This window comes from Streptomyces sp. NPDC031445 (assembly GCF_055581365.1).
On sequence record NZ_JBVIJO010000011.1, the window covers coordinates 249,006 to 275,087 of the forward strand.

General features: G+C 70.6%; 24 protein-coding genes, 1 tRNA gene and 3 pseudogenes. 26 read left to right on the forward strand and 2 right to left on the reverse strand.

Going from position 1 to position 26,082, the window contains the following annotated elements; genetic code table 11:
- The first annotated feature begins 23 nt into the window (after positions 1-23).
- From ACZ5DC_RS27660 to ACZ5DC_RS27705, 10 genes and pseudogenes are all read left to right on the forward strand, one after another.
- Positions 24-938, forward strand: coding sequence for an ImmA/IrrE family metallo-endopeptidase (locus tag ACZ5DC_RS27660; RefSeq protein ID WP_468657067.1), 915 nt, complete (start codon positions 24-26; stop codon positions 936-938).
- Between the two features lie 142 nt (positions 939-1,080).
- Positions 1,081-1,656: pseudogene (locus tag ACZ5DC_RS27665) on the forward strand (FtsK/SpoIIIE domain-containing protein); the annotation flags it as partial.
- Positions 1,657-1,743: 87 nt separating this feature from the next.
- Positions 1,744-2,424, forward strand: a complete 681-nt coding sequence (locus tag ACZ5DC_RS27670; RefSeq protein ID WP_468657069.1) for a DUF2637 domain-containing protein — start codon at positions 1,744-1,746, stop codon at positions 2,422-2,424.
- 15 nt (positions 2,425-2,439) lie between these two features.
- Complete coding sequence (locus ACZ5DC_RS27675) at positions 2,440-2,619, forward strand: mobile element transfer protein (protein ID WP_167795699.1); 180 nt, start codon at positions 2,440-2,442, stop codon at positions 2,617-2,619.
- 16 nt (positions 2,620-2,635) lie between these two features.
- Positions 2,636-2,791 carry a hypothetical protein gene (locus ACZ5DC_RS27680; RefSeq protein WP_168218148.1) on the forward strand — a complete coding sequence of 52 codons (156 nt, stop codon included), beginning with the start codon at positions 2,636-2,638 and terminating at the stop codon, positions 2,789-2,791.
- A gap of 23 nt (positions 2,792-2,814) precedes the next feature.
- Entirely contained in the window at positions 2,815-3,120 is a 306-nt protein-coding gene (locus ACZ5DC_RS27685; protein ID WP_402216150.1) for a SpdD protein, read from the forward strand.
- A pseudogene (gene repSA / locus ACZ5DC_RS27690) lies at positions 3,117-4,489 on the forward strand (replication initiator protein RepSA). Before ACZ5DC_RS27685 ends, repSA begins: the two are co-directional and overlap by 4 nt.
- Positions 4,490-4,505: 16 nt before the next feature.
- Entirely contained in the window at positions 4,506-4,676 is a 171-nt protein-coding gene (locus tag ACZ5DC_RS27695) for a helix-turn-helix transcriptional regulator (protein ID WP_067237348.1), read from the forward strand.
- On the forward strand, positions 4,673-6,046 hold the full coding sequence (locus ACZ5DC_RS27700) for a tyrosine-type recombinase/integrase (protein ID WP_468657072.1): 1,374 nt from the start codon (positions 4,673-4,675) through the stop codon (positions 6,044-6,046). The genes ACZ5DC_RS27695 and ACZ5DC_RS27700 overlap by 4 nt, the downstream gene beginning before the upstream one ends.
- Before the next feature lie 141 nt (positions 6,047-6,187).
- The gene (locus tag ACZ5DC_RS27705; protein WP_402077279.1) at positions 6,188-6,496 is read left to right on the forward strand and encodes a putative quinol monooxygenase; all 309 of its coding nucleotides are present in this window, start codon (positions 6,188-6,190) and stop codon (positions 6,494-6,496) included.
- Positions 6,497-6,714: 218 nt separating this feature from the next.
- On the opposite strand, the gene ACZ5DC_RS27710 is transcribed toward ACZ5DC_RS27705, so the two are convergent.
- Positions 6,715-6,786 (reverse strand) — tRNA-Arg (locus ACZ5DC_RS27710).
- Positions 6,787-6,897: 111 nt separating this feature from the next.
- Here ACZ5DC_RS27710 and ACZ5DC_RS27715 point away from each other — a divergent pair.
- A pseudogene (locus ACZ5DC_RS27715) lies at positions 6,898-7,449 on the forward strand (response regulator); the annotation flags it as partial.
- On the opposite strand, the gene ACZ5DC_RS27720 reads toward ACZ5DC_RS27715, so the two are convergent.
- The gene (locus ACZ5DC_RS27720) at positions 7,441-7,572 is read right to left on the reverse strand and encodes a hypothetical protein (RefSeq protein WP_468657211.1); all 132 of its coding nucleotides are present in this window, start codon (positions 7,570-7,572) and stop codon (positions 7,441-7,443) included. The pseudogene ACZ5DC_RS27715 and the gene ACZ5DC_RS27720 sit on opposite strands and share 9 nt — an antisense overlap.
- A 411-nt stretch (positions 7,573-7,983) precedes the next feature.
- On the opposite strand from ACZ5DC_RS27720, the gene nrtL reads away from it, so the two are divergent.
- The 15 genes from nrtL (at position 7,984) to ACZ5DC_RS27795 (ending at position 26,034) form a co-directional block, all read left to right on the forward strand.
- A complete protein-coding gene (nrtL, locus tag ACZ5DC_RS27725) occupies positions 7,984-9,201 on the forward strand; it encodes an ArgS-related anticodon-binding protein NrtL (protein ID WP_468657074.1) in 1,218 nt (405 codons plus the stop codon).
- 53 nt (positions 9,202-9,254) lie between these two features.
- Positions 9,255-10,646: a diaminopimelate decarboxylase gene (lysA, locus tag ACZ5DC_RS27730; RefSeq protein WP_468657076.1), complete on the forward strand. Its 1,392-nt coding sequence runs from the start codon at positions 9,255-9,257 to the stop codon at positions 10,644-10,646.
- Between the two features lie 157 nt (positions 10,647-10,803).
- A complete protein-coding gene (locus tag ACZ5DC_RS27735; RefSeq protein ID WP_468657078.1) occupies positions 10,804-12,153 on the forward strand; it encodes a homoserine dehydrogenase in 1,350 nt (449 codons plus the stop codon).
- Positions 12,154-12,159: 6 nt separating this feature from the next.
- Complete coding sequence (thrC, locus tag ACZ5DC_RS27740; RefSeq protein ID WP_366751884.1) at positions 12,160-13,218, forward strand: threonine synthase; 1,059 nt, start codon at positions 12,160-12,162, stop codon at positions 13,216-13,218.
- 658 nt (positions 13,219-13,876) lie between these two features.
- On the forward strand, positions 13,877-14,794 hold the full coding sequence (gene thrB, locus ACZ5DC_RS27745; RefSeq protein WP_468657080.1) for a homoserine kinase: 918 nt from the start codon (positions 13,877-13,879) through the stop codon (positions 14,792-14,794).
- A 419-nt stretch (positions 14,795-15,213) separates the two neighbouring features.
- On the forward strand, positions 15,214-17,229 hold the full coding sequence (gene rho / locus ACZ5DC_RS27750; protein ID WP_468657082.1) for a transcription termination factor Rho: 2,016 nt from the start codon (positions 15,214-15,216) through the stop codon (positions 17,227-17,229).
- Positions 17,230-17,570: 341 nt separating this feature from the next.
- Positions 17,571-18,704 (forward strand): LCP family protein, encoded by a 1,134-nt coding sequence (locus ACZ5DC_RS27755; protein WP_468657084.1) that lies wholly within the window; start codon positions 17,571-17,573, stop codon positions 18,702-18,704.
- A gap of 150 nt (positions 18,705-18,854) precedes the next feature.
- Positions 18,855-19,079: a 50S ribosomal protein L31 gene (rpmE, locus tag ACZ5DC_RS27760; RefSeq protein WP_019326867.1), complete on the forward strand. Its 225-nt coding sequence runs from the start codon at positions 18,855-18,857 to the stop codon at positions 19,077-19,079.
- Positions 19,080-19,185: 106 nt separating this feature from the next.
- Positions 19,186-20,253, forward strand: coding sequence for a peptide chain release factor 1 (gene prfA / locus ACZ5DC_RS27765; protein WP_468657087.1), 1,068 nt, complete (start codon positions 19,186-19,188; stop codon positions 20,251-20,253).
- A gap of 45 nt (positions 20,254-20,298) precedes the next feature.
- Positions 20,299-21,144, forward strand: coding sequence for a peptide chain release factor N(5)-glutamine methyltransferase (gene prmC / locus ACZ5DC_RS27770; RefSeq protein WP_366751879.1), 846 nt, complete (start codon positions 20,299-20,301; stop codon positions 21,142-21,144).
- Positions 21,145-21,196: 52 nt separating this feature from the next.
- Positions 21,197-21,844 carry an L-threonylcarbamoyladenylate synthase gene (locus ACZ5DC_RS27775; protein WP_468657089.1) on the forward strand — a complete coding sequence of 216 codons (648 nt, stop codon included), beginning with the start codon at positions 21,197-21,199 and terminating at the stop codon, positions 21,842-21,844.
- Complete coding sequence (locus tag ACZ5DC_RS27780) at positions 21,841-22,518, forward strand: arsenate reductase/protein-tyrosine-phosphatase family protein (protein WP_366751878.1); 678 nt, start codon at positions 21,841-21,843, stop codon at positions 22,516-22,518. Before ACZ5DC_RS27775 ends, ACZ5DC_RS27780 begins: the two co-directional genes overlap by 4 nt.
- Positions 22,519-22,602: 84 nt before the next feature.
- The gene (locus ACZ5DC_RS27785) at positions 22,603-23,841 is read left to right on the forward strand and encodes a serine hydroxymethyltransferase (RefSeq protein ID WP_468657092.1); all 1,239 of its coding nucleotides are present in this window, start codon (positions 22,603-22,605) and stop codon (positions 23,839-23,841) included.
- A 128-nt stretch (positions 23,842-23,969) separates the two neighbouring features.
- Entirely contained in the window at positions 23,970-25,295 is a 1,326-nt protein-coding gene (locus ACZ5DC_RS27790; protein ID WP_468657094.1) for an MraY family glycosyltransferase, read from the forward strand.
- A 301-nt stretch (positions 25,296-25,596) separates the two neighbouring features.
- Positions 25,597-26,034 carry a hypothetical protein gene (locus tag ACZ5DC_RS27795; RefSeq protein WP_468657096.1) on the forward strand — a complete coding sequence of 146 codons (438 nt, stop codon included), beginning with the start codon at positions 25,597-25,599 and terminating at the stop codon, positions 26,032-26,034.
- Positions 26,035-26,082 lie beyond the last annotated feature (48 nt).

Here is a 26,082-nt window from a genome sequence, read left to right on the forward strand (position 1 = left end):
TCGACATTTCTAGCGTCGCGAATATGTACGCATCTGTCGAAGAATGCGACTGGCCCTCCAACTGTGATGGCGTCGCACTTCATTTGGACTCAGCCCGCCCAAAGATCTTCCTAAAGAAGATCCAGAATCGGCGCCGTATGCGTTTCACGCTAGCTCACGAACTAGCTCACGTCTTGCTTCCGTGGCATGTCGAAACAATCCACTGCGACACCACACAGAAGATGAGTGATTCTGAGGCGGATGTGCCAGAGAAAGCGAACGCGATCGGCATTTCACAAGAGTGCCAAGCCAACATGTTCGCCTCTCACCTACTCGTCCCACGCTCATTCCTGTCGGCTATCGCTCCTGGCTACGTGCACTTGCCGGAGGTGCTAGAGGAGCTAGAGCGCGCTGATGTCTCAGCCGCTGCCGGCGCCATGGCGCTGGCGAGCCACCTTCCAGCCGGTTACGTTTTCCTCGTCCGCGGCATGAACCGGATGGTCAGGAGCCCAGGAACAGAGGTCTCCTTTTCGTTGAACGGATCTCTGAACGACCTGCGAGAGTCACTCATGGAGGGTTGCGCACGCTCGGGGTCCGTCATACACCAGGAGCAGCAGGTCGAGTGGTGCGAGTTCTTCGAGACTGGCCAACTTAATTCCACGATCACGGACGGCCGCCGAAGTTCCGAGATCCTCATGACTGCGCTGAGGGTCTTCTCCCCAGCGGATGCAATTCCCTCTTTGGCGCAATCGATCACCGCTAAAGTTGGCGGTGTTTTGTCCCAGAGAAAAGACCTCAGCGAGGCCAATGATATTCGCATGCTGCTTATTTATAAGTTCCAAGTGGACGCAAGATATGCCAATCTACTGCACGAGGAAGAGTTTCAACTCTACCTCACGAAAAGGTCCATAGAAATCTCGGAGGCGCGATCGGGGGCTAAGAAAACCCGTCGCCGGTAAAAAGCCCGCACCACATCTCGCCCAAGCTCCCATCCCGTCCGCCGTCGACCCACACACCTTGGAGTGGGCGTGGTTCAGGGCGTCAAGGTGGAGCGCGCCACTGTACGAACGACCTTGACGCCCTGGGCCGCGTCTGCTCGGCGTCCTCACCTCGGACGTGTGGGGCCTGCCCGAGAAGGTGCGGCCGGTGCCGGTTGTGGTCGTCGTCGACGAGGTCGCGGAACTCTTCCTCGCCGCGAACCGGGACGACGAGAAGCGGCGTGACGCCATGGTCACCAAGCTCATCCGCATCGCCCAGCTCGGCCGCGCGGCCGGCATCTACCTGGAGGTGTGCGGGCAGCGCTTCGGCTCCGAACTCGGCAAGGGCGCCACCATGCTCCGGGCCCAGCTCACCGGCCGTGTCTGCCACCGCGTCAACGACGAGTCGTCGGCGAACATGGCGCTCGCCGACGTCTCCCCGGAAGCGGCCCTCGCCGCCACCGCGGTCCCTGCCGAGCGTCCCGGCGTCGCCATCGTCGGTGACTCCTCCGGAGGTTGGTCGCGCATCCAGTCCCCGCACCTCAGCCTCGAGGAAGCTGCGGCCGTCTGCCGCGCCACCTCCGCCCTCGTTCCCAAGCTGCCCCGCCTCGACGCCTTCCGGCCCGCCGTCGCCGTCGAGCCCGCCGGAACGACGGCCCCCGTCACCCCCGTGCCCACCGCGCGCCCGGTGACCGAGTAACCCTCCCTCGCTTCCCACGGTCGGCGTGTCCGCCTCGCGCCAGGTCCCTACCCCTCCCATGCCTCGAACCGGAAGGAAGACGAGCCGATGCGTGCCCACCTCGCCCGCGTGGACGCCGTGATCGTGCAAGCCGTCATCGCGGGCGCCCTGTCCTTCGCCCACCTGCACGACCTCGCCGAAGCGGCAGGACAGGGCGGCTGGAAGGCGTGGGCCTACCCGATCAGTGTCGACCTGCTGCTGGTCGCCGCCTGGCGCCGCATGCGAGCCCACCAGCGTGCCGGGCAACCGGCCGGGGGAGCGCGGCTGTGGTTCCTGGTCGCCCTGGCAGCGTCCCTCGGCGCCAACGTCGCCACGGCCGGTCTCCTCGACCTGGACCACGTTCCCGCCCCGCTGCGGGTCGTGGTGGCCGGGTGGCCGGCCGTCGCCTTCTTCGGCGGAACCCTCCTGGCGCACGAACCACGAGCGTCCGAGGCAACTCCGGTTGCTGTCTCTCCGGAGCGGGACGCCGAGACGCCTTCGGCTCCACCGGTCGACGAGTCCCCCCGCGACGCCCTCCCGGCCCCGTCGCCGGATGACACCCCGGACCCGATCCCTGCCCCGGCTCCCGCTCCTCGGGCTGTCGCCTTGCCGCCCGCGCTCGTCGACCGCGTTCAGGCCCTCGCCGAGGAACACCGCGCCACCACCGGCCAACCGGCCGACCCCGACGCCGTACGCGCCCGGCTCGGCCTGCCCGCGTCCATGACGGCCTCCGTCGCCGCTCACCTTTGAGAAAGGACCGCCCCTGTGAACCCGCGTTTCCGCAACGTCCGCCGCTTCGGTCCCGTGCAGGTCGCCTCGTTCCTCGCCCGAGGCCGCAACCGCCATCTCGCCGCCTGCACCGCGCCCCGCTGCGATTTCTCCGCCGAGTACGACAGCCGCGCCGCCGCCGAACTCGCCGCCCGCACCCACCGCTGCAAGGCCTGAGAAGGAGACCACCGCCATGAGCGTCCCGCTCTGGTTCGCCGTGCTCGTCGTCGCCGTCCTCGGCATCCAGCTCGCCCGCCCGCCGTGGTGGCTGGTCGCCCTGCTGCTCCTCGGCGGCTACCTCGTCGCCAACAGCGTCCTCGCACCTGCCGTCGCCACGCTCCTCGACTGACCGCCGCAGAAGGGACCACCGACGTGTTCACCCCGAAGTACCCGCCCCAGGACACCGCCCCCGCCCCCACGCCGACGGTGCAGACCGTCTACCGGCCGGTGCCCTACGCCCCCGCCCACATCCCGGCTCCGTCCGCCCCGCCGGCCCACCGGCCCTCCGTCCAGCTGACCGCGGGAAGCACCCTTGCCCTGGTCGCCGGTGGCGGCGCCGCGGTCCTGGTCGTGGGCGCCGTCCTGGTCTCCATGCTCCTCGCGGTCGCCGTCACCGCCGCCTCGGTCGCGGTCTGCGCCGTCGTCGTCCGCTCGATCCTCAAGGGGAACAAGAGGTGACTCACTCCGCCACCATGGCGGGCCTGGAGCCGGCCACCCTCGCCGACGTGCTGAGACTGGCCGGGTCCCCCGGCTTCGACAGCGTACAGGACCAGATCCGCCGCACCGGCGGATGCTCCAACCCGATCCACCTGCAAGGCTCGACCGTCACCCGCGACCGGGCCTCCGGTCGCGTCCTTCACCGCTACAGCACCGACAGCGAACCCGGCGGCCGTCTGCGCATCGCGTGCGGCAACCGCCGCGCCTCCCGCTGCCCCGCCTGCTCCTGGACCTACGCGGGCGCTACCACCTCATCCGCGCCGGCCTAGTCGGAGACCCCGCCAAGGGCACCCCGGACACCGTCCGCGACCACCCGCGCGTCTTCGCGACCCTGACCGCGCCTTCGTTCGGCCCGGTCCACAACCGCCCCGGCAACCGGCCGTGCCGCTGCGGCGCCCATCACGCCGAGGACGCGCCGGAACTGGGCACGCCGCTCGACCCGGGCACCTATGACTACGCGGGCGCCGTGCTGTGGAACAACCACGCCTCGGAGCTCTGGCGGTACTTCACGATCTACCTGCGCCGCGAGGTCGCCAAGCGGGCCGGTCTCACGCAGAAGGCGGCCCGGGAGCAGTCCCGCGTCTCCTTCGGCAAGGTCGCGGAGTACCAGAAGCGCGGGGCCGTGCACTTCCATGCGGTGGTCCGCTTCGACGGCCCGGAGGGACCCGACTCGCCGCCCCCGGCCTGGGCCACCCTCGACCTCCTCACCAGCGCGATCAAGGCTGCCGCTGCCCGCGTCGCGGTCGACGTGCCCCCGGCCGGTGACCAATCCGCCCGCATCCTGCGCTGGGGCACGCAGCTCGACGTCCAGCCCATCGGCGCCTTCGGAAACGGCGAGGAGATCACCGAACAGGCCGTGGCCTCCTACGTCGCCAAGTACGCCACCAAGGCAGCCGAGAACACCGGCACCGTGGAACGCCGCATCGGCAATAAAGAGGCCCTGGTCCTCCTCGACGTCCCCGAGCACCCCGCCCGGCTCATCGCAGCCTGCCTCGACCTGCACCCGCTCTACCCAGACCGCAAGCTACGCGACTGGGCCCACATGCTCGGCTTCCGCGGCCACTTCTCCACCAAGTCCCGCCGCTACTCCACCACCCTCGGCGCCCTACGCCAGACCCGCGCCGACTACCGCGCAGCCCAACAACGCGAAGCCCTCGGCCTACCCAACCCGGACGACACGGAGGCAACCACCCTGACCCTCGCCCACTGGACCTATGCCGGCCACGGCCACACCCCCGGCGAATCCTGGATCGCCGCCACCATCCGCCGGGACATCCAGCTCAACCGCGAAACCGCCCGCGAAGAAATTGCCGCCTTGGAAGGAGCCTGACGTGAGAGATGAGCTGATGACCGTCCCGCAGATCCTCGATGAGTTGGGCGGGGTTTCGCGCCGTACGTTCTACCGCTGGCGCGAGCTTGGGATGGGGCCCACGGCCTTCAAGCTGCCGAATGGAGAATTGCGCGTTTGGCGGAGTGATTTCACCACGTGGTTGCGGCAGTTGGAGGCGGCGGCATGAAGTCACTCGACGTCAAGGTGTGGGGCGTCCGCAAGAGGAACACTAAGAAGTCTTCCTATGACGTCCGCTGGACTGTCGCCGGCAACGTCTTCTCCGAACAGTTCCGCACCAAGGGCCTTGCGGATCACTACCGGTCGAAACTTCTCCAGGCCGCACACGCTGGCGAAGAGTTCGACACGGGGACGGGGCTGCCAGAGTCGATGGTCGAAAAGGCGGCCTCGATGACCTGGTACGCCTTCGCCCTCAAGTACTTGGCCATGAAGTGGCCGCATGCGGCACCGAACACGCGTAACGGGATCAATGAGTCCCTGACCGCCGTTACGATGGCCCTTCTCGAAGAGCGTCCGGGACAGCCGCCCGAGGACCTGATCAGGAGGGCGCTGCGCAACTGGGCTTTTGTGCTTCCCGGACCGGACAAGCGCGACTTGCCGCCCGACGTCGCCAACGCCTTGCACTGGGTGGCCAAGGCATCGCGTCCGCTGTCAGACCTCGGGGACGCTGCGATCGGCAGGGCGGTCCTGGATTCCCTCAGGCTGAAGCTTGATGGGACGGCGGCCGCTGCGGAAACCGTCCGGCGCAAGCGGCGGACGCTCGTCAACGCGCTGCACTATGCGGTCGACCTTGGGGAGTTCAAAGAGAACCCGATCGCGAGCATCCGTTGGAAGAAGCCGAAGGTGGTCGGGGAGGTTGACCCTCGGGTGGTCGCCAATCCGGCGCAGGCCCGTTCTTTGCTGACTGCGGTCTCCTACGTCGGTGGGTACGGCCGGGCACGTGGCCGCCGGCTCGTCGGGCTGTTCGTCTGCATGTATTACGGCGTCTTGCGTCCGGCTGAGGCAGTCGGCCTCACGAATGCGGACCTGAAGATGCCCGAGACTGGCTGGGGAACACTGCTGCTGAACCGAACGCGCCCCAGCGTCGGGAAGCAGTGGACCGATTCCGGCGAGACCCACGACGACCGAGGCCTCAAGAACCGCCCGGCGGAAGAGGTTCGGCTCGTCCCGGCTCCGCCCCAGCTCGTCACCCTCCTACGGGAGCACCTCGACACGTTCGGCACTGCGGAGGACGGACGGCTGTTCACCAACGAGCGCGGGGGAGTGGTCGGTTCCTCGACGTACTACCGAGTGTGGCAGGAGGCCCGTGCGCTGGCGCTTCCGCCGGCCGCGGTCCCCTCACCGCTCGCCGCCAGACCGTACGACCTTCGGCACTCGGCGCTGTCGACCTGGCTCAACTCCGGGGTAGATCCGACAGAGGTGGCCGAACGCGCGGGCAACAGCGTGGAGGTCCTGCTGAGCCGCTACGCCAAGTGCCTTGATGGACGGCAGGAGGTCGCTAACCGCAAGATCGAAGAGCTGTTGCGCGAATACGAGTAGGCACGGGCGTTGCTCGATTCGAAGGTCCCCGGATGAGTCCGGGGGCCTTCGTTTTGCTCGGGAATCCCCAGGAAGGCTCAGATGCTTCCGGCATCATATGAGCGGGCGCCGACCGGATGTCGATGGGAGAGTGGACTAAGCATGTTCGGGCTGTTCGTGCGATTCACGTGCAAGGACGAAGCGGCCGCCACCGCGTTTGATGAGTTGGTGGCGCGGACCGGTGAGCAGATCCGGGCCCACGAGCCTGGGACGGTGATTTACGCGGTGCACCGTGTTGATGGCCAGCCGCTGCAGCGTGCCTTCTACGAGCTCTATCAGGACGAGGCGGCTTTCGACGAGCACGAGTCGAAGGACTACGTGCGTGCCTTCCTCTCTGAGCGGGACAAGTACCTCTCGGCCACGGAGGTTGATCGCCTGAACTTCGTCTCTGGCAAGGGTGTGGAAGGCTGAGTGCCGCCGACTAGGTAGGGCCTGGGCCGTGATGGGTCGACGTCGCCAGGCCTCCGCTTTGCCGGGCTGACCTGCACAGACGCCCCAAGACTCTGTCCACGAATAGTCCACAGACCCCGGCATACGGCCGCTCCGACCCGCATACGTCTGCACATACGCGAAGACCCCGGCCTCAGCGTTTCCGCTGGTGACGGGGTCTTTGGGCACCTCATGCTGGGTGCCCCCGGCAGGATTCGAACCTGCGCACACGGCTCCGGAGGCCGTTGCTCTATCCCCTGAGCTACGGGGGCGTGTCGGGCGCTGAGCTCTCGCTTGCGGCGACGGGTAGAACATTAGCAGGTCCGGTGGGGTGATCAGGAACCCGTTTCCCCGGGTCGGGGTCGGCGGGTCCCCTGTACGGGGTGGAAGTGGGGAAAACCCGGACGCGGTGGCGGGTCCCGACCTACTCTCGACGTGTGCCAGGCGCTTCGGGTCGGGTGCTTGTTGTGGACGACAACAAGGTCATCCGGCAGCTGATCAGGGTCAACCTCGAACTGGAAGGGCTAGAGGTCGTGACCGCGGCCGATGGTGCCGAGTGTCTGGACGTGGTGCACGAGGTGCGGCCCGACGTCGTGACGCTCGACGTCGTCATGCCCCGGCTTGACGGGCTCCGCACCGCCGCCCGCCTCCGGGCCGATCCCCGCACGTACCACCTGCCCCTCGCCATCATCAGCGCGTGTTCGCAGTACGAGGTCGAGACCGGCCTCGATGTCGGCGTGGACGCCTTCCTCGCCAAGCCCTTCGAGCCGGCCGAGCTGGTGCGGCTCGTGAAGCAGCTCATGGAGCGGCGGATCGGGCCTGGGAGGCATGAAGGTCACGAGGGGCGCGAGGGCCATCAGGGGCTTGGGGGGCCCGGGATGTCTGGGTTCCCTGGGATGCCTGGGGTGCCTGGGGGCTGCGGGGGCTCAGGGGGAGATCGCGGGGGTGTAGGTCCCAGTAGGGGAGGCGCCGGTGGCGGATATCCCGGGGGCGGAGAGCAGGGAGAGGGAGGGGGTGGTGAAGGAGAGGTCGATCGTGATGGGGGCTCTCCTGCTCATGAGGCCGCTTCCGTTCCCGACGTCCCCTCCACTCAGGGAGCTGCCTCCGCTTCCGTTCCCGACCGCCCCCCTGCTCAGGGAACTCCCTCCGTTCCCGACCGCCCCCCTGCTCAGGGAACTCCCTCCGCTTCCGGCGACCCCTTCGCTCAGGGAGCCCCCGCCGTTCCCGACGCCCCCTCCCCCCAGCCACCCACACCCCCCTCCCCTCCCCACGCCCCCTCCGCTCGCGGAGCCTCCTACCTTCACCGAGGCATCCCCGCTCACCCCGTCACCCCTCCCTCCGGATCGTCCGAGGGTTCCGGGGTGCTCGACGGGCGTGGTTCGCTGGGCGGTGGTCTCTCCTAGGTCGGCGGGGGCGCGTAGTGATAACCGCCTCGCCTACCCACCCCCCTCCTCCCCTACGCTTGTCCCGTGACCCCCGTCGAGCTCTCCCGCACCGTGCTGCACGCGGTGCGTCGTGCTGTCGATGACGGGGAGCTGAGCGTGACCGTGCCCGAGCGGGCCGTGGTGACCGAGCCGGGGCCCGGGGGGTGCGGGGACTTCGCCACCACCATCGCGCTCCAGCTCGCCCGGCCGGCCGGGCAGCCGGCGCTGCGGGTCGCCGAGATCCTGCGTACCCGGCTCGCCGAGGCCGAGGGCGTCCAGGACGTCGTCGTCACCGGGCCCGGGTTCCTCAACATCAGCCTCGCCGAGCAGGTCGATCCCGTCGCCGGGCTGGTCCGGGAGATCCGGGAGAAGGGCACCCGTTACGGCTACGGGGACGCCCTCGCCGGACAGGTCGTCGCGCTCCGCGTGCCGTACGAGGTGCGGGCCGAGGTCGTCGCCGACGCCGTCGTACGGCTCGTCGCCACGCAGGGCGGGCGCGCCACCGTCGAGCACGGCGAGCCCGTCAACCTGCGGCCCGTTCCCGCGCCGGAGGACCCCGCCCCGCTCGGGCCCGACGCCGCCCGGTGGGCCCTCCTCCACCCCGCCCCGCACGACCGGCCCCGGATCACCGCCGATCACCTGATCCAGCGGGAGAGCAATCCGCTGTTCCGCGTGCGATACGCCCACGCCCGCATCCGCGCCCTCAGCCGCAACGCCGCCCGCCTCGGCTTCTCCGCCGAGCCCGGCCCGCTCGGACTCGGCGACCGTTCCGGCACCGGGCCGTCCGGCATCCGTGCACTGGGTGCCATGCGCCCTCCGGGGGCTTCCGCCCAGGCTGCCGTCGACCCCTTCGGCACCTCCGCCGGCTCCGGTGGCCGCAGCCTCCGCGGGACCCCCCTCGCGCAGGCCAGCCACGCGGACACCGGCGCCGGCCCCCTCGCCCCTCCGGCGTCCGACACCCTTCCCCTCGACGCCGGCACCCCCGCCGCCGTAATCGCCGAAGGCACCCCCCTCCTCACCCCCCTGGCCGCCCACCCCCGCATCCTCGCCGTGGCCGCCACCCGTCGTGCCCCGGACCGGCTTGCCCGGCATCTCGTCACCGTCGCCGATGCCGTGCTGCCCCTGTTGCCCTGCGTGCTTCCCGTCGGCGAGGAGAAACCCTCGGCCGCCCACCGCGCCCGGCTGGCCCTCGCCGAAGCTGCCGGGACGGTGCTGGCCGGTGGCCTGTCCCTGCTCGGCATCGACGCACCCGAACACCTCTGAGGCGCGCGACTGGATGCGTCCTCAAGAGAGACAGAGAGTCTGAGAGTCACGTCATGAGCCGTTCCGCCCATCCCGCCGGGCCCCGCCACGCCGACGTCCTGCCCGAAGGGCACTACTCCGCGCCGCCCGCCGACCTCAACGGCCTGGACCAGAAGGTGTGGGCCCAGACCGTCACGCGCGGCGACGACGGCGTGGTCAGCGTCGGCGGGATTCCGGTCAGCCGGCTCGCCGAGGAGTTCGGCACCCCCGCCTACGTCCTCGACGAGGCCGACTTCCGGTCCCGCGCGCGGGCCTGGCGCACCGCGTTCGGGCCGGACGCCGACGTCTTCTACGCCGGCAAGGCCTTCCTCTCCCGGGCCGTCGTGCGGTGGCTGAACGAGGAGGGCCTCAACCTGGACGTCTGCTCCGGCGGAGAGCTGGCCACCGCGCTGTCCGCCGGGATGCCCGCCGAGCGCATCGCCTTCCACGGCAACAACAAGTCCACCGCGGAGATCACCCGGGCCGTCGAGGCCGGTGTGGGGCGGATCGTGCTCGACTCCTTCCAGGAGATCGTGCGGGTCGCCCACATCGCCCAGGAGCTGGGCACCCGCCAGCGCGTCCAGATCCGGATCACCGTGGGCGTGGAGGCGCACACCCACGAGTTCATCGCCACCGCCCACGAGGACCAGAAGTTCGGGATCCCGCTGGCCGGGGGGCAGGCCGCCGAGGCCGTGCGGCGGGCCCTTCAGCTCGACGGGCTGGAGCTGATCGGGATCCACTCGCACATCGGGTCGCAGATCTTCGACATGTCGGGCTTCGAGGTCGCCGCCCACCGGGTCGTCGGGCTGCTGAAGGACATCCGGGACGAGCACGGGGTCGAGCTGCCGGAGATCGACCTGGGGGGCGGGCTCGGGATCGCCTACACCAGTGACGACGACCCTCGCGAGCCGCACGAGATCGCCAAGGCGCTCACCGAGATCGTCACCCGGGAGTGCGAGGCCGCCCGGCTGCGTACGCCCCGGATCTCCGTCGAGCCCGGGCGAGCCATCGTCGGCCCCACGGCCTTCACGCTGTACGAGGTCGGCACGGTCAAGCCGCTCGACGGGCTGCGTACGTACGTCTCCGTCGACGGCGGGATGTCGGACAACATCCGCACCGCGCTGTACGACGCCGAGTACAGCGTCGCCCTCGTGTCCCGCGCGTCCGACGCCGAGCCGATGCTCGCCCGGGTCGTCGGCAAGCACTGCGAGAGCGGGGACATCGTGGTCAAGGACGCGTTCCTGCCCTCGGACCTGGCGCCGGGCGACCTGATCGCCGTACCGGCCACGGGCGCGTACTGCCGGTCCATGGCCAGCAACTACAACCACGTGCTGCGGCCGCCCGTGGTCGCCGTGCGCGACGGCGAGGCGCGGGTGATCGTCCGCCGGGAGACGGAGGAGGACCTCCTGCGTCTCGACGTCGGGTGACGGGGCCGGCCGCTCCGGGGGAGGGGCCGGAAGATCTGCGGTCCGCCGGTCCCGTACAGATGAAATAGATGTCTCACGATCCGGACGAAGGGTAGAAACTCCCGTCCGGTGAGTGAGACTGGTCCAACCGTAGACGGTAAGAGGGAAACGAGGTCGGATGATGCGTACGCGTCCGCTGAAGGTGGCGCTGCTGGGCTGTGGAGTGGTCGGCTCAGAGGTGGCGCGCATCATGACGACGCACGCCGACGACCTCGCCGCGCGGATCGGGGCGCCCGTGGAGCTCGCGGGCGTGGCCGTCCGGCGGCCCGCCAAGGTGCGCGAGGGCATCGACCCCTCCCTGGTCACCACCGACGCCACCGCCCTCGTCAAACGCGGCGACATCGACGTCGTGGTCGAGGTCATCGGCGGGATCGAGCCCGCCCGGTCCCTCATCACCGCCGCCTTCGAGCACGGCGCCTCCGTCGTCTCCGCCAACAAGGCCCTGCTCGCCCAGGACGGGGCCGCCCTGCACGCCGCCGCCGAGGAGCACGGTCGCGACCTCTACTACGAGGCCGCCGTCGCCGGCGCCATCCCGCTGATCCGGCCGCTGCGCGAATCGCTCGCCGGCGACAAGGTCAACCGCGTGCTCGGCATCGTCAACGGCACCACCAACTTCATCCTCGACAAGATGGACTCGACCGGCGCGGGTTACCAGGAGGCCCTCGACGAGGCCACCGCGCTGGGATACGCCGAGGCCGACCCGACCGCGGACGTCGAGGGCTTCGACGCCGCCGCCAAGGCCGCCATCCTCGCCGGGATCGCCTTCCACACGCGCGTACGCCTCGACGACGTCCACCGCGAGGGCATGACCGAGGTCACGGCCGCCGACTTCCGCTCCGCCAGGGAGATGGGCTGCACCATCAAGCTGCTCGCCATCTGCGAGCGGTCCGCGGACGGTACGGCCGTCACCGCGCGCGTGCACCCCGCGATGATCCCGCTCAGCCACCCGCTCGCCTCGGTGCGCGGCGCGTACAACGCCGTCTTCGTGGAAAGCGACGCCGCTGGGCAGCTGATGTTCTACGGCCCGGGCGCCGGCGGTTCGCCCACCGCCTCGGCCGTGCTCGGTGACCTGGTCGCCGTCTGCCGCAACCGGCTGAACGGCGCCACCGGGCCGGGCGAGTCGGCCTACGCCGACCTGACCGTCTCCCCGATGGGCGAGGTCGCCACCCGGTACCACATCAGTCTCGACGTGGCCGACAAACCGGGCGTGCTCGCCCAGGTCGCCACCGTCTTCGCCGAGCACGGCGTGTCGATCGACACCGTCCGGCAGCAGGGCAGGAATCCAAGCAGCGGCGACGCAGTCGCCATCGAACAGGGTGGCGGCGGGCGACGGGAGGGCGGCGAGGCCTCCCTCGTCGTCGTCACCCACCGGGCCTTCGACGCCTCCCTCTCCGGGACCGTCGAGGCACTGCGCAAGCTCGACACCGTGCGGGGTGTCGCCAGCATCATGCGGGTTGAAGGAGAGTAACCAGCAATGACCCACCAGTGGCGCGGAATCATCGAGGAGTACCGGGACAGGCTGCCGGTATCCGACACCACGCCGGTCGTGACGCTCCGTGAGGGCGGCACGCCCCTCGTGCCCGCGCAGGTGCTCTCCGAGCGCACGGGCTGCGAGGTCCACCTGAAGGTGGAGGGGGCCAACCCCACCGGGTCCTTCAAGGACCGCGGTATGACCATGGCCATCAGCAAGGCCAAGGAGGAGGGGGCGAAGGCCGTCATCTGCGCCTCCACGGGCAACACGTCCGCCTCCGCCGCCGCGTACGCCGTGCGGGCCGGGATGGTCTCCGCCGTGCTCGTGCCGCAGGGCAAGATCGCCCTCGGCAAGATGGGCCAGGCCCTCGTGCACGGCGCGAAGATCCTCCAGGTCGACGGCAACTTCGACGACTGCCTCACCCTGGCGCGGGCGCTGAGCGACAACTACCCCGTGGCGCTGGTGAATTCGGTCAACCCGGTGCGCATCGAGGGCCAGAAGACGGCGGCCTTCGAGATCGTGGACATGCTCGGCGACGCGCCCGACATCCACGTCCTGCCGGTCGGCAACGCGGGCAACATCACGGCCTACTGGAAGGGTTACAAGGAGTACGCCGCCGACGGCGTCTCCGGCGGGACCCCTCGTATGTGGGGCTTCCAGGCGTCCGGCAGCGCACCGATCGTGCGGGGCGAGGTCGTCAAGGACCCGTCGACCATCGCCACCGCCATCCGCATCGGCAACCCGGCGTCCTGGAGTTACGCGCTGGCCGCCCGCGACGAGTCCGGCGGTGCCATCGACGAGGTGACGGACCGTGAGATCCTGCGCGCCTACCGCCTGTTGGCCGCGCAGGAGGGTGTCTTCGTGGAGCCCGCCTCCGCCGCCTCCGTGGCCGGTCTGCTGAAGGCCGCCGAGCAGGGCAAGGTGGACCCGGGCCAGCGCATCGTGTGCACCGTCACCGGCAACGGCCTGAAGGACCCCGACTGGGCCGTCGCCGGCGCCCCGCAGCCGGTCACCGTCCCGGTCGACGCGGCCACCGCGGCCGAGCGCCTCGGCCTGGCCTGAACGCGGGGAGCGGGGGCGGGGCCGACGGGGGAGGACGGGGGCGAACGGCGGCTGGGACCGAAAGGGCGCCGGGGCCGAACGGGAGCCGGGGCCGGTAGGGGCCGGAGCTGAACGCAGCCGGGGTCTGAATCGGGGCCGGAGCCCGGCGGGAGCCGGCATCCGAACGGGAGCCTGAGCCCGAACGGGAGCCTGAGCTTGAGGGCCCGGGCGCCCGAGCCCGGAGGCCGGGGCGTCTGACTCCGGCCGCACCGGCGTCCGAGCCCAACCGCACCGGCCTCCGGCGCCCGAGCCCACCCGCCCGTGCGGCAGACTCAGGTGCCGGCCCCCGAGCCCCACCGCACCGGCGCCCAAGCCCCACCGCACCGGCGCCCGAGCCCGCCCGCCCGCCCGTGCGGCAGCCCAGGTGCCGGTGCCCGTGCGTTCCAGGCCCGGGACTTCCCCCTGACGGGGTGCACAAGGGGCTTACGACACGCATCGTGCGCCTCCTGTGCGCCCTATGTCGCCACAGAACCTTCCTTCGATAGGCTGTACTGAACCCCGCCCGTGGCACATGCCCCCCGCACACGGGCGACGCCGCGCCTGCCGCGCGGCCCCGGGGGTCTCCCGTACGTATCGAATGTCTTCGACAGTCACGCAGCTCAAGGAGAGTCAACGAGCGATGGCCGGTCCAGCGTTCCGCGCCGCCGCCGTCCGGGTGCGCGTTCCCGCCACCAGCGCCAACCTCGGTCCGGGCTTCGACGCCCTGGGCCTCGCGCTGGGGCTGTACGACGACGTGGTCGTCCGGGTGGCCGACTCCGGGCTGCACATCGACATCGCGGGCGAGGGCAGCGAGACCCTGCCGCGGGACGAGAGCCACCTCCTCGTCCGCTCCCTGCGCACCGCCTTCGACCTGCTGGGCGGACAGCCCCGGGGCCTGGAGATCGTCTGCGCCAACCGCATCCCGCACGGCCGGGGCCTCGGCTCCTCCTCGGCCGCCATCTGCGCCGGCATCGTCGCCGCCCGCGCGGTGACCATAGGCGGCGAGGCCCGCCTGGACGACCACGCGCTGCTGGAGCTGGCCACCGAGATCGAGGGCCACCCGGACAACGTGGCCGCCTGCCTGCTCGGCGGCTTCACCCTGTCCTGGATGGAGGCCGGCGCCGCCCGGGCCATCAGGATGGAGCCGCACGATTCCATCGTTCCGGTGGTTTTCGTACCCGGGAAGCCGGTCCTGACCGAGACCGCGCGCGGTCTGCTCCCGCGCTCCGTGCCGCACGTCGACGCCGCCGCCAACGCGGGTCGCGCCGCCCTGCTCGTCGAGGCCCTGACCAGGCGCCCCGAGCTGCTGCTGCCCGCCACCGAGGACCGTCTGCACCAGGAGTACCGCGCCCCGGCCATGCCGGAGAGCGCCGCACTGGTGGAGCGGCTGCGCGCCGACGGCATCCCGGCCGTGATCTCGGGCGCCGGGCCCACCGTCATGGCGCTCGCCGACGCCGACAGCGCGGACAAGGTGTCCCACCTCGCGGGTGAGGGATGGGCCGCCAACCGGCTGGACCTGGACGTCCAGGGAGCGAGCGTGCTGCCGCTTGCGACCTGACACACGGTTGCCGGATTTGGAGAGGGGGAATGTTTGTTGGATCCGGTAGTGTTAATCTCAAGTCTGCACCCGACCCCACCATGGCGAGGTGCCTCGTGTCCCCGTCCGGGACAGACATTCTTCCGGGAGCCTCCCGCGCCACTCCGTGTTCCTCGCGTCGTACCTGGGCAGTACGTCGTATGCGAGCACTGAGCGGGCCGCCGGTGGGGGTATCCCCTCTGGGGGAGCTCCGGAATCGGTGCTACCACGCCACGTGACACTGGGTGCCACGGCTCGCGGAAGCGCCATCACCGCACATTTCTTCCGCCGCTTTGGCGGACCACCGCCCCGGCACGGTTCACAAGACAGGACCGTAGCCGGACAGCACAACCGGTCGCCGAGCCAGACAGGCCGACGTCCGCTCCAGGGAAGGACCCTTCGTGAGCGACACCACCGATCTGATGGGCGCACGTGTCGAGGAGACCGCTGCCGCGCCCGCCACGGACGCCTCCGCGCCTGCCACCGGTGCCGGCTCCCGGCGGCGCCGCGGTACCGGCCTCGAGGGCATGGTGCTGGCCGAGCTGCAGCAGGTCGCCTCGGGCCTCGGGATCAGGGGCACCGCGCGGATGCGCAAGAGCCAGCTGATCGAGGTCATCAAGGAGGCGCAGGCCGCCGGGGGCGCCCCCGCCGCCAAGGCCGACACCGCCGCCGAGACCAAGCCGAAGCGCCGGGCCACCTCCAAGGCCCGCACCGGCGAGGAGGCCGACAAGAAGGCGGAGGCCAAGACCGAGGCCCCCGCCGAGAAGGCCGTGGCCCAGCAGCAGATCGAGATTCCCGGCCAGCCGGCGTCCGACGACGCCCCGGCCGAGCGCCGTCGCCGCCGCGCCACCGCCGAGGCGGGCAGCCCGGCCGCGGGCGGCGCCGAGACCGTCGCCGCCGAGGCCAAGGGCGAGTCCAGGGCCGAGGCGCCCGCGCAGCAGCAGTCGCAGCCGCAGGGCGAGGCCAGGGGCGACGCCGACGGCGAGGGCCGTGGCCGCCGGGACCGCCGCGAGCGCGGCCGGGACCGCGACCGCCGCAACAAGGGCGACGACCAGCAGGGCCAGGGCGGCGGACGTCAGGACCGGCAGGACCGTCAGGACCGGCAGGACCGGCAGCAGCAGGGCCAGCAGCAGGGCGGCGGCCGTCAGGACCGCAACACGGGTCCGCAGGACGACGACGACTTCGAGGGCGGCCGCCGTGGCCGTCGCGGCCGCTACCGCGACCGCCGGGGCCGCCGTGGCCGCGACGAGATCGCCGAGCCGCAGCTCGCCGAGGACGACGTCCTGATCCCGGTCGCGGGCATCCTGGACATCCTCGACAACTACGCCTTCATCCGGACCTCCGGCTACCTGCCCGGCCCGAACGACGTGTACGTCTCCCTCGCCCAGGTCCGCAAGAACGGCCTGCGCAAGGGTGACCACGTCACCGGTGCCGTCCGCCAGCCGAAGGAGGGCGAGCGCCGCGAGAAGTTCAACGCGCTGGTCCGCCTTGACTCCGTCAACGGCATGGCGCCCGAACACGGCCGCGGCCGCCCGGAGTTCAACAAGCTGACCCCGCTCTACCCGCAGGACCGGCTCCGTCTGGAGACCGACCCGGGCGTGCTCACCACCCGCATCATCGATCTGGTCTCGCCGATCGGCAAGGGCCAGCGCGGTCTGATCGTGGCCCCGCCGAAGACCGGTAAGACCATGATCATGCAGGCGATCGCCAACGCGATCACGCACAACAACCCCGAGTGCCACCTGATGGTCGTCCTCGTCGACGAGCGTCCGGAAGAGGTCACCGACATGCAGCGGTCGGTCAAGGGCGAGGTCATCTCCTCGACCTTCGACCGTCCGGCCGAGGACCACACGACCGTCGCCGAGCTGGCCATCGAGCGCGCCAAGCGCCTGGTCGAGCTGGGTCACGACGTGGTCGTGCTGCTCGACTCGATCACGCGTCTGGGCCGCGCCTACAACCTGGCCGCGCCCGCCTCCGGCCGCATCCTGTCCGGTGGTGTCGACTCCACCGCGCTGTACCCGCCGAAGCGGTTCTTCGGCGCGGCGCGCAACATCGAGGACGGCGGTTCGCTGACCATCCTGGCCACGGCTCTCGTGGACACCGGGTCCCGCATGGACGAGGTGATCTTCGAGGAGTTCAAGGGCACCGGCAACATGGAGCTCAAGCTCGACCGGAAGCTCGCCGACAAGCGCATCTTCCCGGCGGTGGACGTGGACGCGTCCGGCACCCGCAAGGAGGAGATCCTGCTCGGCAACGAGGAGCTGGCCGTCGTCTGGAAGCTCCGCCGCGTCCTGCACGCGCTGGACCAGCAGCAGGCGATCGAGCTGCTCCTCGACAAGATGAAGCAGACGAAGTCGAACGTCGAGTTCCTGATGCAGATCCAGAAGACGACGCCGACGCCCGGCAACGGCGACTGACGGCTCCGCCCGACGGCTCGTTTCCGAAGCCCGCTCCCGTCCGCAGCGACGGGGGCGGGCTTTCGGCATAAAGGCCGCAAGCGAGATCTTTGCCACAGCCGGCACGGTGGGCGCAGGCTCCGGGGTGTGCCGGCACGGGCGCCGAATCCGCAGGTGAGGGCCGTGCTCCCGCAACGGGTGACTACGCAGCGTGCCCGTCGCCGTACGGGGGTGGGCGCTGTGCGTCGTGCAACCCTTTCCCGGGTTTCCCCGTCTGACCTGGCGGAGCGAGGATGGAGCGGTGACGACGGCGCCTGACCCTGACCGCAGGGGGTAACCGAACGACGAGACCTAGGAGCGACGTGGCCGCCGAGAGTACGCCTCAGCCCGCCATACCCGAGCCGGGATCGGGCTCGCGCCGCGGGGGCAAGGGCCGCCGCCGCAAGGCGCCCAGCACGGGGCGCAAGGCCGTGCGCGCGGCCGCCTGGACGGCGGCCGGCGTGGTGGTGCTGGGCGGGTCCGGCGCCGGGTACCTGTACTTCAAGCTCAACGGCAACCTGCACAGCGTCGACATCAACCAGGCCCTCGGCGCCGACCGGCCCTCGAAGGCCGGCAACGGCTCCGAGAACATCCTGGTCCTCGGCTCGGACACGCGCTCCGGCACGAACAAGAGGCTCGGCGGCGGCAGCGACGACGGCAGCGCCCGCTCCGACACGGCGATGATCGTCCACGTGTACCGGGGCCACCAGCGCGCCAGCGTCGTCTCCATCCCCCGGGACACCCTGGTGGACCGCCCGCAGTGCACCGACACCAAGGGCGCCGCCCATCCCGCCGCGTCCGGCGTGATGTTCAACGAGGCCTACTCCACCGGCGGCGCGGCCTGCGCGGTCAAGACCGTCGAGTCCCTCACCGGCCTCCGCATGGACCACTACCTGGAGGTCGACTTCCAGGGCTTCCAGAAGCTCATCGACGACCTCGGCGGGGTCCGGGTCACCACCACCAAGGACATCGACGACCCGCAGAGCCACCTGAGGCTCCAGGCCGGCACCCACACCCTGAACGGCGAGCAGGCCCTCGGCCTGGTCCGCACCCGGCACGGCGTGGGCGACGGCTCCGACCTGGGCCGCATCCAGCTCCAGCAGGCGTTCATCAAGGCCCTGACCGACCAGGTCAAGCACGTCGGCGTCCTCACGAACCCGAAGAAGCTCTACGACCTCGCCGACACCGCCACCAAGGCCGTCACCACCGACTCCGACCTCGGCTCGGTCAACTCCCTGATCGACTTCGCCGGCGGACTGAAGGGCATCGGCTCGTCCCACATGACGATGGTGACGATGCCGGTCCAGTACGACCCGGCCAACCCCAACCGCGTCCTCGTCGCCAAGTCCAAGGCCCAACTGGTGTGGAACGCGCTGAAGGGCGACAGGCCGATCCCGAAGTCGGCCACTCGGGGCACGGCCACGGGCGAGGCCAAGGGCGTCGTCAGCGCCGGTTAGGACGCGGGGAACCGCGAGCCGGAATAGAACAGCCGCACCCCCGGTTTTGGGGGATGGCCCCAGTCCTGGCAGACTGGTACGTCGGCTCCGGTTCACGCCTCCGCATCCCGCGGCAGCGACCCGGCGCCCTCCCGGAACCTAGGAGACACCTTGAAGCGCGACATCCACCCCGAGTACGTCGAGACGCAGGTCAGCTGCACCTGCGGTGCGTCGTTCACCACCCGCAGCACCATCGAGTCCGGCACCATCCGGGCCGAGGTCTGCTCCGAGTGCCACCCGTTCTACACGGGCAAGCAGAAGATCCTCGACACCGGTGGCCGTGTGGCCCGCTTCGAGGCCCGCTTCGGCAAGGCTGCGGCCGGCTCCAAGAAGTAGCGAGCCCCATTTCGCCGGTCCACGGTCACGCCCCTCACGGGGGTGTGCCCGGGACCGGCGTTTTTGGTCGCCCGCCCTTCCCTTCACCGCAGTACAGGAGCCCAAGATGTTCGAGGCCGTCGAGGAACTCGTCGCCGAGCACGCCGACCTGGAGAAGAAGCTCGCCGACCCGTCGGTCCACGCCGACCAGGCGAACGCGCGCAAGCTGAACAAGCGCTACGCCGAGCTGACCCCGATCGTCGCCACGTACCGCTCCTGGAAGCAGAACGGCGACGACATCGAGACCGCGCGCGAGCTGGCCGCCGACGACCCCGACTTCGCCGCCGAGGTCAAGGACCTGGACAAGCAGCGCGAGGAGCTGACCGAGAAGCTGCGCCTGCTGCTCGTCCCGCGCGACCCCAGTGACGACAAGGACGTCATCCTGGAGATCAAGGCGGGCGCCGGCGGCGACGAGTCGGCGCTGTTCGCGGGCGACCTGCTGCGCATGTACCTGCGCTACGCCGAGCGCGTCGGCTGGAAGACCGAGATCATCGACGCCACCGAGTCCGAGCTGGGCGGCTACAAGGACGTCCAGGTCGCGGTGAAGGCCCGCGGGCAGATCGAGCCCGGCCAGGGCGTGTGGGCCCGGCTGAAGTACGAGGGCGGGGTGCACCGCGTGCAGCGGGTCCCGGCCACCGAGTCCCAGGGCCGTATCCACACCTCCGCCGCCGGTGTCCTCGTGACCCCCGAGGCCGAGGAGGTGGACGTGGAGATCAACCCCAACGACCTCCGCATCGACGTCTACCGCTCCTCCGGCCCGGGCGGCCAGTCCGTCAACACCACCGACTCCGCCGTGCGCATCACGCACATCCCGACCGGAGTCGTCGCCTCCTGCCAGAACGAGAAGAGCCAGTTGCAGAACAAGGAGCAGGCGATGCGTATCCTGCGCTCCAGGCTGCTCGCCATGGCGCAGGAGGAGGCGGAGAGGGAGGCCGCCGACGCCCGCCGCAGCCAGGTCCGCACCGTCGACCGCTCCGAGAAGATCCGCACCTACAACTTCCCGGAGAACCGCCTCTCGGACCACCGCGTCGGCTTCAAGGCGTACAACCTGGACCAGGTCCTGGACGGCGACCTCGACGCCGTCATCCAGGCCTGTGTCGACGCGGACTCGGCGGCGAAGCTCGCCGCCGCCTGAGAGCCGTACGCACGCACGAGCACGAGTACGACACGGAGGACTCGCGTGAACCTGCTGCTCGCGGAGGTGGCCCAGGCCACCCAGCGGCTGGCCGACGCCGGCGTGCCCTCGCCGCGCACCGACGCGGAGGAGCTGGCCGCGTTCGTGCACGGCGTGAAGCGCGGCGAACTGCACTCCGTGAAGGACGCCGACTTCGACGCCCGGTACTGGGAGGTCATCGCCCGGCGCGAGCAGCGCGAGCCGCTCCAGCACATCACCGGGCGGGCCTACTTCCGGTACCTGGAGCTCCAGGTCGGGCCGGGGGTGTTCGTGCCCCGCCCGGAGACCGAGTCCGTGGTCGGCTGGGCCATAGACGCCGTGCGCGCCATGGACGTGGTCGAGCCCTGCATCGTCGACCTGTGCACCGGCTCCGGCGCCATCGCGCTCGCCCTCGCCCAGGAAGTCCCGCGTTCGCGCGTGCACGCCGTGGAGCTGTCCGAGGACGCCCTGGTGTGGACCCGCAAGAACATGGCCGGCTCCCGCGTCGACCTGCGCCAGGGCGACGCGCTGACCGCCTTCCCGGATCTCGACGGCCAGGTCGACCTGGTCATCTCCAACCCGCCGTACATCCCGCTCACCGAGTGGGAGTACGTCGCCCCGGAGGCCCGCGACTACGACCCGGAGCTGGCGCTGTTCTCCGGCGAGGACGGCCTGGACCTCATCCGGGGCATCGAACGCACCGCGCACCGGCTGCTGCGCCCGGGCGGCGTCGTCGTGATCGAGCACGCCGACACCCAGGGCGGCCAGGTGCCGTGGATCTTCACCGAGGAGCGGGGCTGGGCCGACGCGGCCGATCACCCCGACCTCAACAACCGCCCGCGGTTCGCCACCGCCCGCAAGGCGCTGCCGTGAGCACCCCCCGGATCTCAACCCCGCAGTACGTGTACGAGGAGGCCAGCTAGACATGGCACGGCGATACGACACCAACGACGCGACCGACCGTGTGACGGGTCTGCGCGAGGCCGCGTCCGCCGTCCGCCGGGGCGAGCTGGTGGTCCTGCCGACCGACACGGTGTACGGCATCGGCGCCGACGCGTTCTCCTCGGAGGCCGTCGCCGACCTGCTCGCCGCCAAGGGCCGGGGCCGCAACATGCCCACCCCCGTCCTCATCGGCTCCCCGAACACCCTGCACGGCCTCGTCACGGACTTCTCCGAGCTGGCCTGGGAGCTGGTCGACGCGTTCTGGCCGGGCGCGCTGACGCTCGTCGCCAAGCACCAGCCGTCCCTCCAGTGGGACCTCGGCGACACCCGCGGCACGGTCGCCGTGCGCATGCCGCTGCACCCGGTCGCCATCGAACTGCTCACCGAGGTCGGCCCGATGGCCGTCTCCTCGGCGAACCTCACCGGCCACCCGGCGCCGGAGGACTGCGACGCCGCGCAGCAGATGCTCGGCGACTCCGTCTCCGTCTACCTCGACGGCGGCCCCACCCCGGGCAACGTGCCGTCGTCCATCGTGGACGTCTCGCGCGAGGTGCCGGTGCTGCTGCGGGCGGGCGCGCTCTCCGCGGAGGAGCTGCGCAAGGTCGTACCCGACCTCGAGGTGGCGAATTGACGGCCCCTGAAGCGGGGCGTGGCATAGGCGGCGGGGGCTACAGCGCGGAGGAGACGACCACGTTCGGGTTCCCCCGCGACACCTTCCGCATCCTCCACGTCAGCACCGGCAACGTGTGCCGCTCGCCCATCACCGAGCGGCTGACCCGCCACTTCGTCGCGGAGCGGCTCGGCGTGCTCGGCGGCGGGCTGATCGTGGAGAGCGCCGGCACCTGGGGCCACGAGGGCGCGCCCATGGAGTCCCACGCCGAGACCGTGCTGGCCGAGTTCGGGGCGGACGCCTCCGGCTTCGTCGGCCGGGAGCTGCTGGACGAGCACGTGATCAGGGCGGACCTGGTGCTGACCGCGACCCGCGACCACCGCGCCCAGGTCATCTCCATGGGCCATTCGGCGGGCCTGCGCACCTTCACCCTGAAGGAGTTCACCCGTCTGGTCCGGGCGATAGATCCGGCCACCCTGCCGCCCCTGGAGGACGGCGTGGTCATGCGGGCCCGGGCGCTGGTGCGCGCGGCGGCGGCACTGCGCGGCTGGCTGCTCGCCCCGACCGCCGAGGCCGACGAGGTGTACGACCCGTACGGCGCCCCGCTCACCTTCTTCCGCTCGATCGGCGACGAGATACGGGACGCCCTGGACCCGGTGGTGACGGCGCTGACCGGGGTTCCGGCACGGACGTAGGGCGCCTGGCCGCAATACCGGGCGTCCCGCACCTCCCCGGCCTACATTGGGGATACTCACCGCCGACCGCTCCGGGAGCCCGCCATGTCGGTCACCCATCCCCTCGAGACCGACGTCCTGCGCCGGCAGGACCCGGCCATGGCCGAGATCCTCCTGGCCGAGCTGGACAGGCAGTCGACCACGCTCCAGCTGATCGCGGCCGAGAACTTCTGCTCCCCGGCCGTGCTCGCCGCCCTCGGCTCCGCGCTCGCCAACAAGTACGCCGAGGGCTATCCCGGCGCCCGGCACCACGGCGGCTGCGAGCTCGTCGACGTCGCCGAACGCGCGGCCATCGACCGGGCCAAGGCCCTGTTCGGCGCCGAGCACGCCAACGTCCAGTCCCACTCCGGCTCCTCGGCCGTCCTGGCCGCCTACGCGGCCCTGCTGCGCCCCGGCGACACCGTCCTCGCCCTCGGACTGCCCTACGGCGGCCACCTCACCCACGGCTCGCCCGCGAACTTCTCGGGCCGCTGGTTCGACTTCGTCGGCTACGGCGTCGACGCCGAGACCGGGCTGATCGACCACGACCAGGTGCGCCATCTCGCCCGCAACCACCGGCCCAAGGCGATCGTGTGCGGCTCCATCGCCTACCCTCGGCACCTGGACTACGCCTTCTTCCGCGAGGTCGCCGACGAGGTCGGGGCGTATCTGATCGCCGACGCGGCGCATCCGATCGGCCTGGTCGCCGGGGGAGCGGCGCCGAACCCGGTGCCGTACGCGGACATCGTGTGCGCGACCACCCACAAGGTGCTGCGCGGCCCGCGCGGCGGGATGATCCTGTGCGGCGCCGAGCTGGCCGAGCGCGTGGACCGGGCCGTCTTCCCCTTCACCCAGAGCGGCGCCCAGATGCACACCATCGCCGCCAAGGCCGTCGCGTTCGGCGAGGCGGCGACCCCGGCGTTCGCCGTGTACGCCCACCAGGTGGTCGCCAACGCGCGCGTGCTGGCCGGTCATCTGGCCGCGGAGGGCCTGGCCGTCACCACCGGCGGCACGGACACCCACCTGATCACCGCCGACACCGCCCCGCTCGGGGTGGACGGCCGTACCGCGCGCGGCCGGCTGCTGGCGGCCGGCCTGGTGCTGGACTGCTGCGCGCTGCCGCACGGCGACGGCCGCGGGCTGCGCATGGGCACGGCCGCGGTGACCACCCAGGGCATGGGCGAGCCGGAGATGGTGCGGATCGCGGCGCTGCTCGCGGCCGTGCTGCGCGGTGAGACGGAGCCGGTCGCGGCGCGGGAGGAGGTCCGCGCGCTCACCGGCCGGTTTCCGCCGTATCCCGGCTGAACCGGGGCAGCCGTCGGGGGTGCACAGCCACTCGTGCAACCATCGTCGCTACCCGGAAGTCCTCATCCATATGCGTCCGTCGCTAGGGTGTGGGGCTGTGATGGCCAGCGAGACCTGTGGGGAAGCCCGTGCGTGAATACCTCCTGACGCTCTGCATCACGGCTGCGGTGACGTACCTCCTGACCGGACCGGTACGGAAGTTCGCGATCGTGGCCGGGGCGATGCCGGAGATCCGTGCCCGGGACGTGCACCGGGAACCCACCCCGCGCCTCGGCGGTATCGCGATGTTCTTCGGGCTGTGCGCGGGGCTGCTGGTCGCCGACCACCTGACCAACCTCAACGAGGTCTTCGCGAAGTCCAACGAGCCGCGGGCGCTGCTCTCCGGCGCGGCCCTGATCTGGCTGATCGGTGTCCTGGACGACAAGTTCGAGATCGACGCGCTGATCAAGCTGGGCGGTCAGATGATCGCCGCGGGCGTGATGGTCATGCAGGGCCTGACGATCCTGTGGCTGCCCATCCCGGGCGTCGGCAACGTGGCGCTGACCCAGTGGCAGGGCACGCTGCTGACGGTCGCGCTGGTGGTCATCACGATCAACGCGGTGAACTTCGTGGACGGCCTGGACGGCCTCGCGGCCGGCATGGTCTGCATCGCTGCGGCCGCGTTCTTCCTGTACGCCTACCGGATCTGGTACTCGTACGGCATCGAGGCCGCCGCCCCCGGCACGCTGTTCGCGGCGATCCTGATGGGCATGTGCCTGGGCTTCCTGCCGCACAACATGCACCCCGCGCGGATCTTCATGGGCGACTCGGGGTCGATGCTCATCGGCCTGGTGCTGTCGGCCGGCGCGATCTCGATCACCGGCCAGGTGGACCCGGACGCGCTGAACCTGTACGCGGGTTCGGAGAAGGCGGCGGTCCACCAGACGGTCCCGGTGTACATCCCGCTGCTGCTGCCGCTGACGATCATCGCCGTGCCGGCCGCCGACCTGGTGCTGGCGATCGTGCGCCGCACCTGGCGCGGCCAGTCGCCGTTCGCCGCCGACCGCGGCCATCTGCACCACCGTCTGCTGGAGATCGGCCACTCGCACAGCCGGGCCGTGCTGATCATGTACTTCTGGTCGGCGCTGATCGGCTTCGGGGCACTGGCGTACTCGGTCAACTCGGCGTCGATGTGGATCGTGCTGGGCGTGGTGTTCCTCAGCGCGGTCGGCCTGGTCCTGCTGCTGCTCCCGCGCTTCACCCCGCGCGTGCCGGTGTGGGCCCAGCGGTTCGTGCCGCCGCGGTACCGCAGGCGGCGCCGGGCTCCGGAGGCCGCCGCGGCTCCGGAGGCCGCCGGGGCCGCGGAAGCGGAGGCTCCGGACGGCGAGGAGCGGACCCCGGTCACGGCCGGCGTCTCGGGTGTCAACGGGGCGACCGCGCTCGGTGCCAGGTCGCGATTCCTCGATCGCCGTTGACGCGCAAGGTAAGAATCTGACTAGAGCATTGCCATCTCGTGGGGGAGCAAAGACCCCTAATACCAGACAAGTGGGCGCGGTTTTTGCACAGACGGGCACTGTCACTCTCATGTGTGACAGCCAGCACACCCATCAGGTAAAGACCTCATCAAATAGTTTGTGATACGGTTCACGAGAACCCCGGATAGAACCGAAGGACCCGAGTGCGACGGTCCATTGGTGTGAGGTCTCGATCACTCAGCCCGGGACTACGCTCGTCCATGACGACACCCTGCCCCCTGTGAAAAGCGGAGTTGCCGCCATGCCGTCCAATGACGTCCGGAACCTTGCGCAGATCGCTGTGCCCACAGCGGCCGCCGGCGTGATCGCCGTCGCCGTGAGCGCCGCGGTCGCGGGGGGCAAGGGCGCGCTCGGCGCGGTCGTCGGCACGGTGCTGGCCATCCTGTTCATGGGACTCGGCCTCTACGTGCTGCAGTGGACGGCGAAAACGCTCCCGCAGCTCTTCCAGGCGATGGGGCTGCTGCTCTACGTCGCCCAGCTGCTCCTCCTGCTGATCTTCGTCGCCGTCTTCAAGGACACCTCCCTCTTCAACGCGAAGACGTTCGCCGCGTCGCTCGTCGTCGCGACCGTCGTGTGGATGGCCGCCCAGGCGCGCGCGCACATGAAGGCCAAGATCTTCTACGTCGATCCGGACTCCGCGAAGAGTGAGAAGCCGGAGAAGACAGGGCCGAAGCCGTGAGGGGTAGGGGCGGGATAAAGGCTTGTGAGATCTCCTGCTATCGTCCGG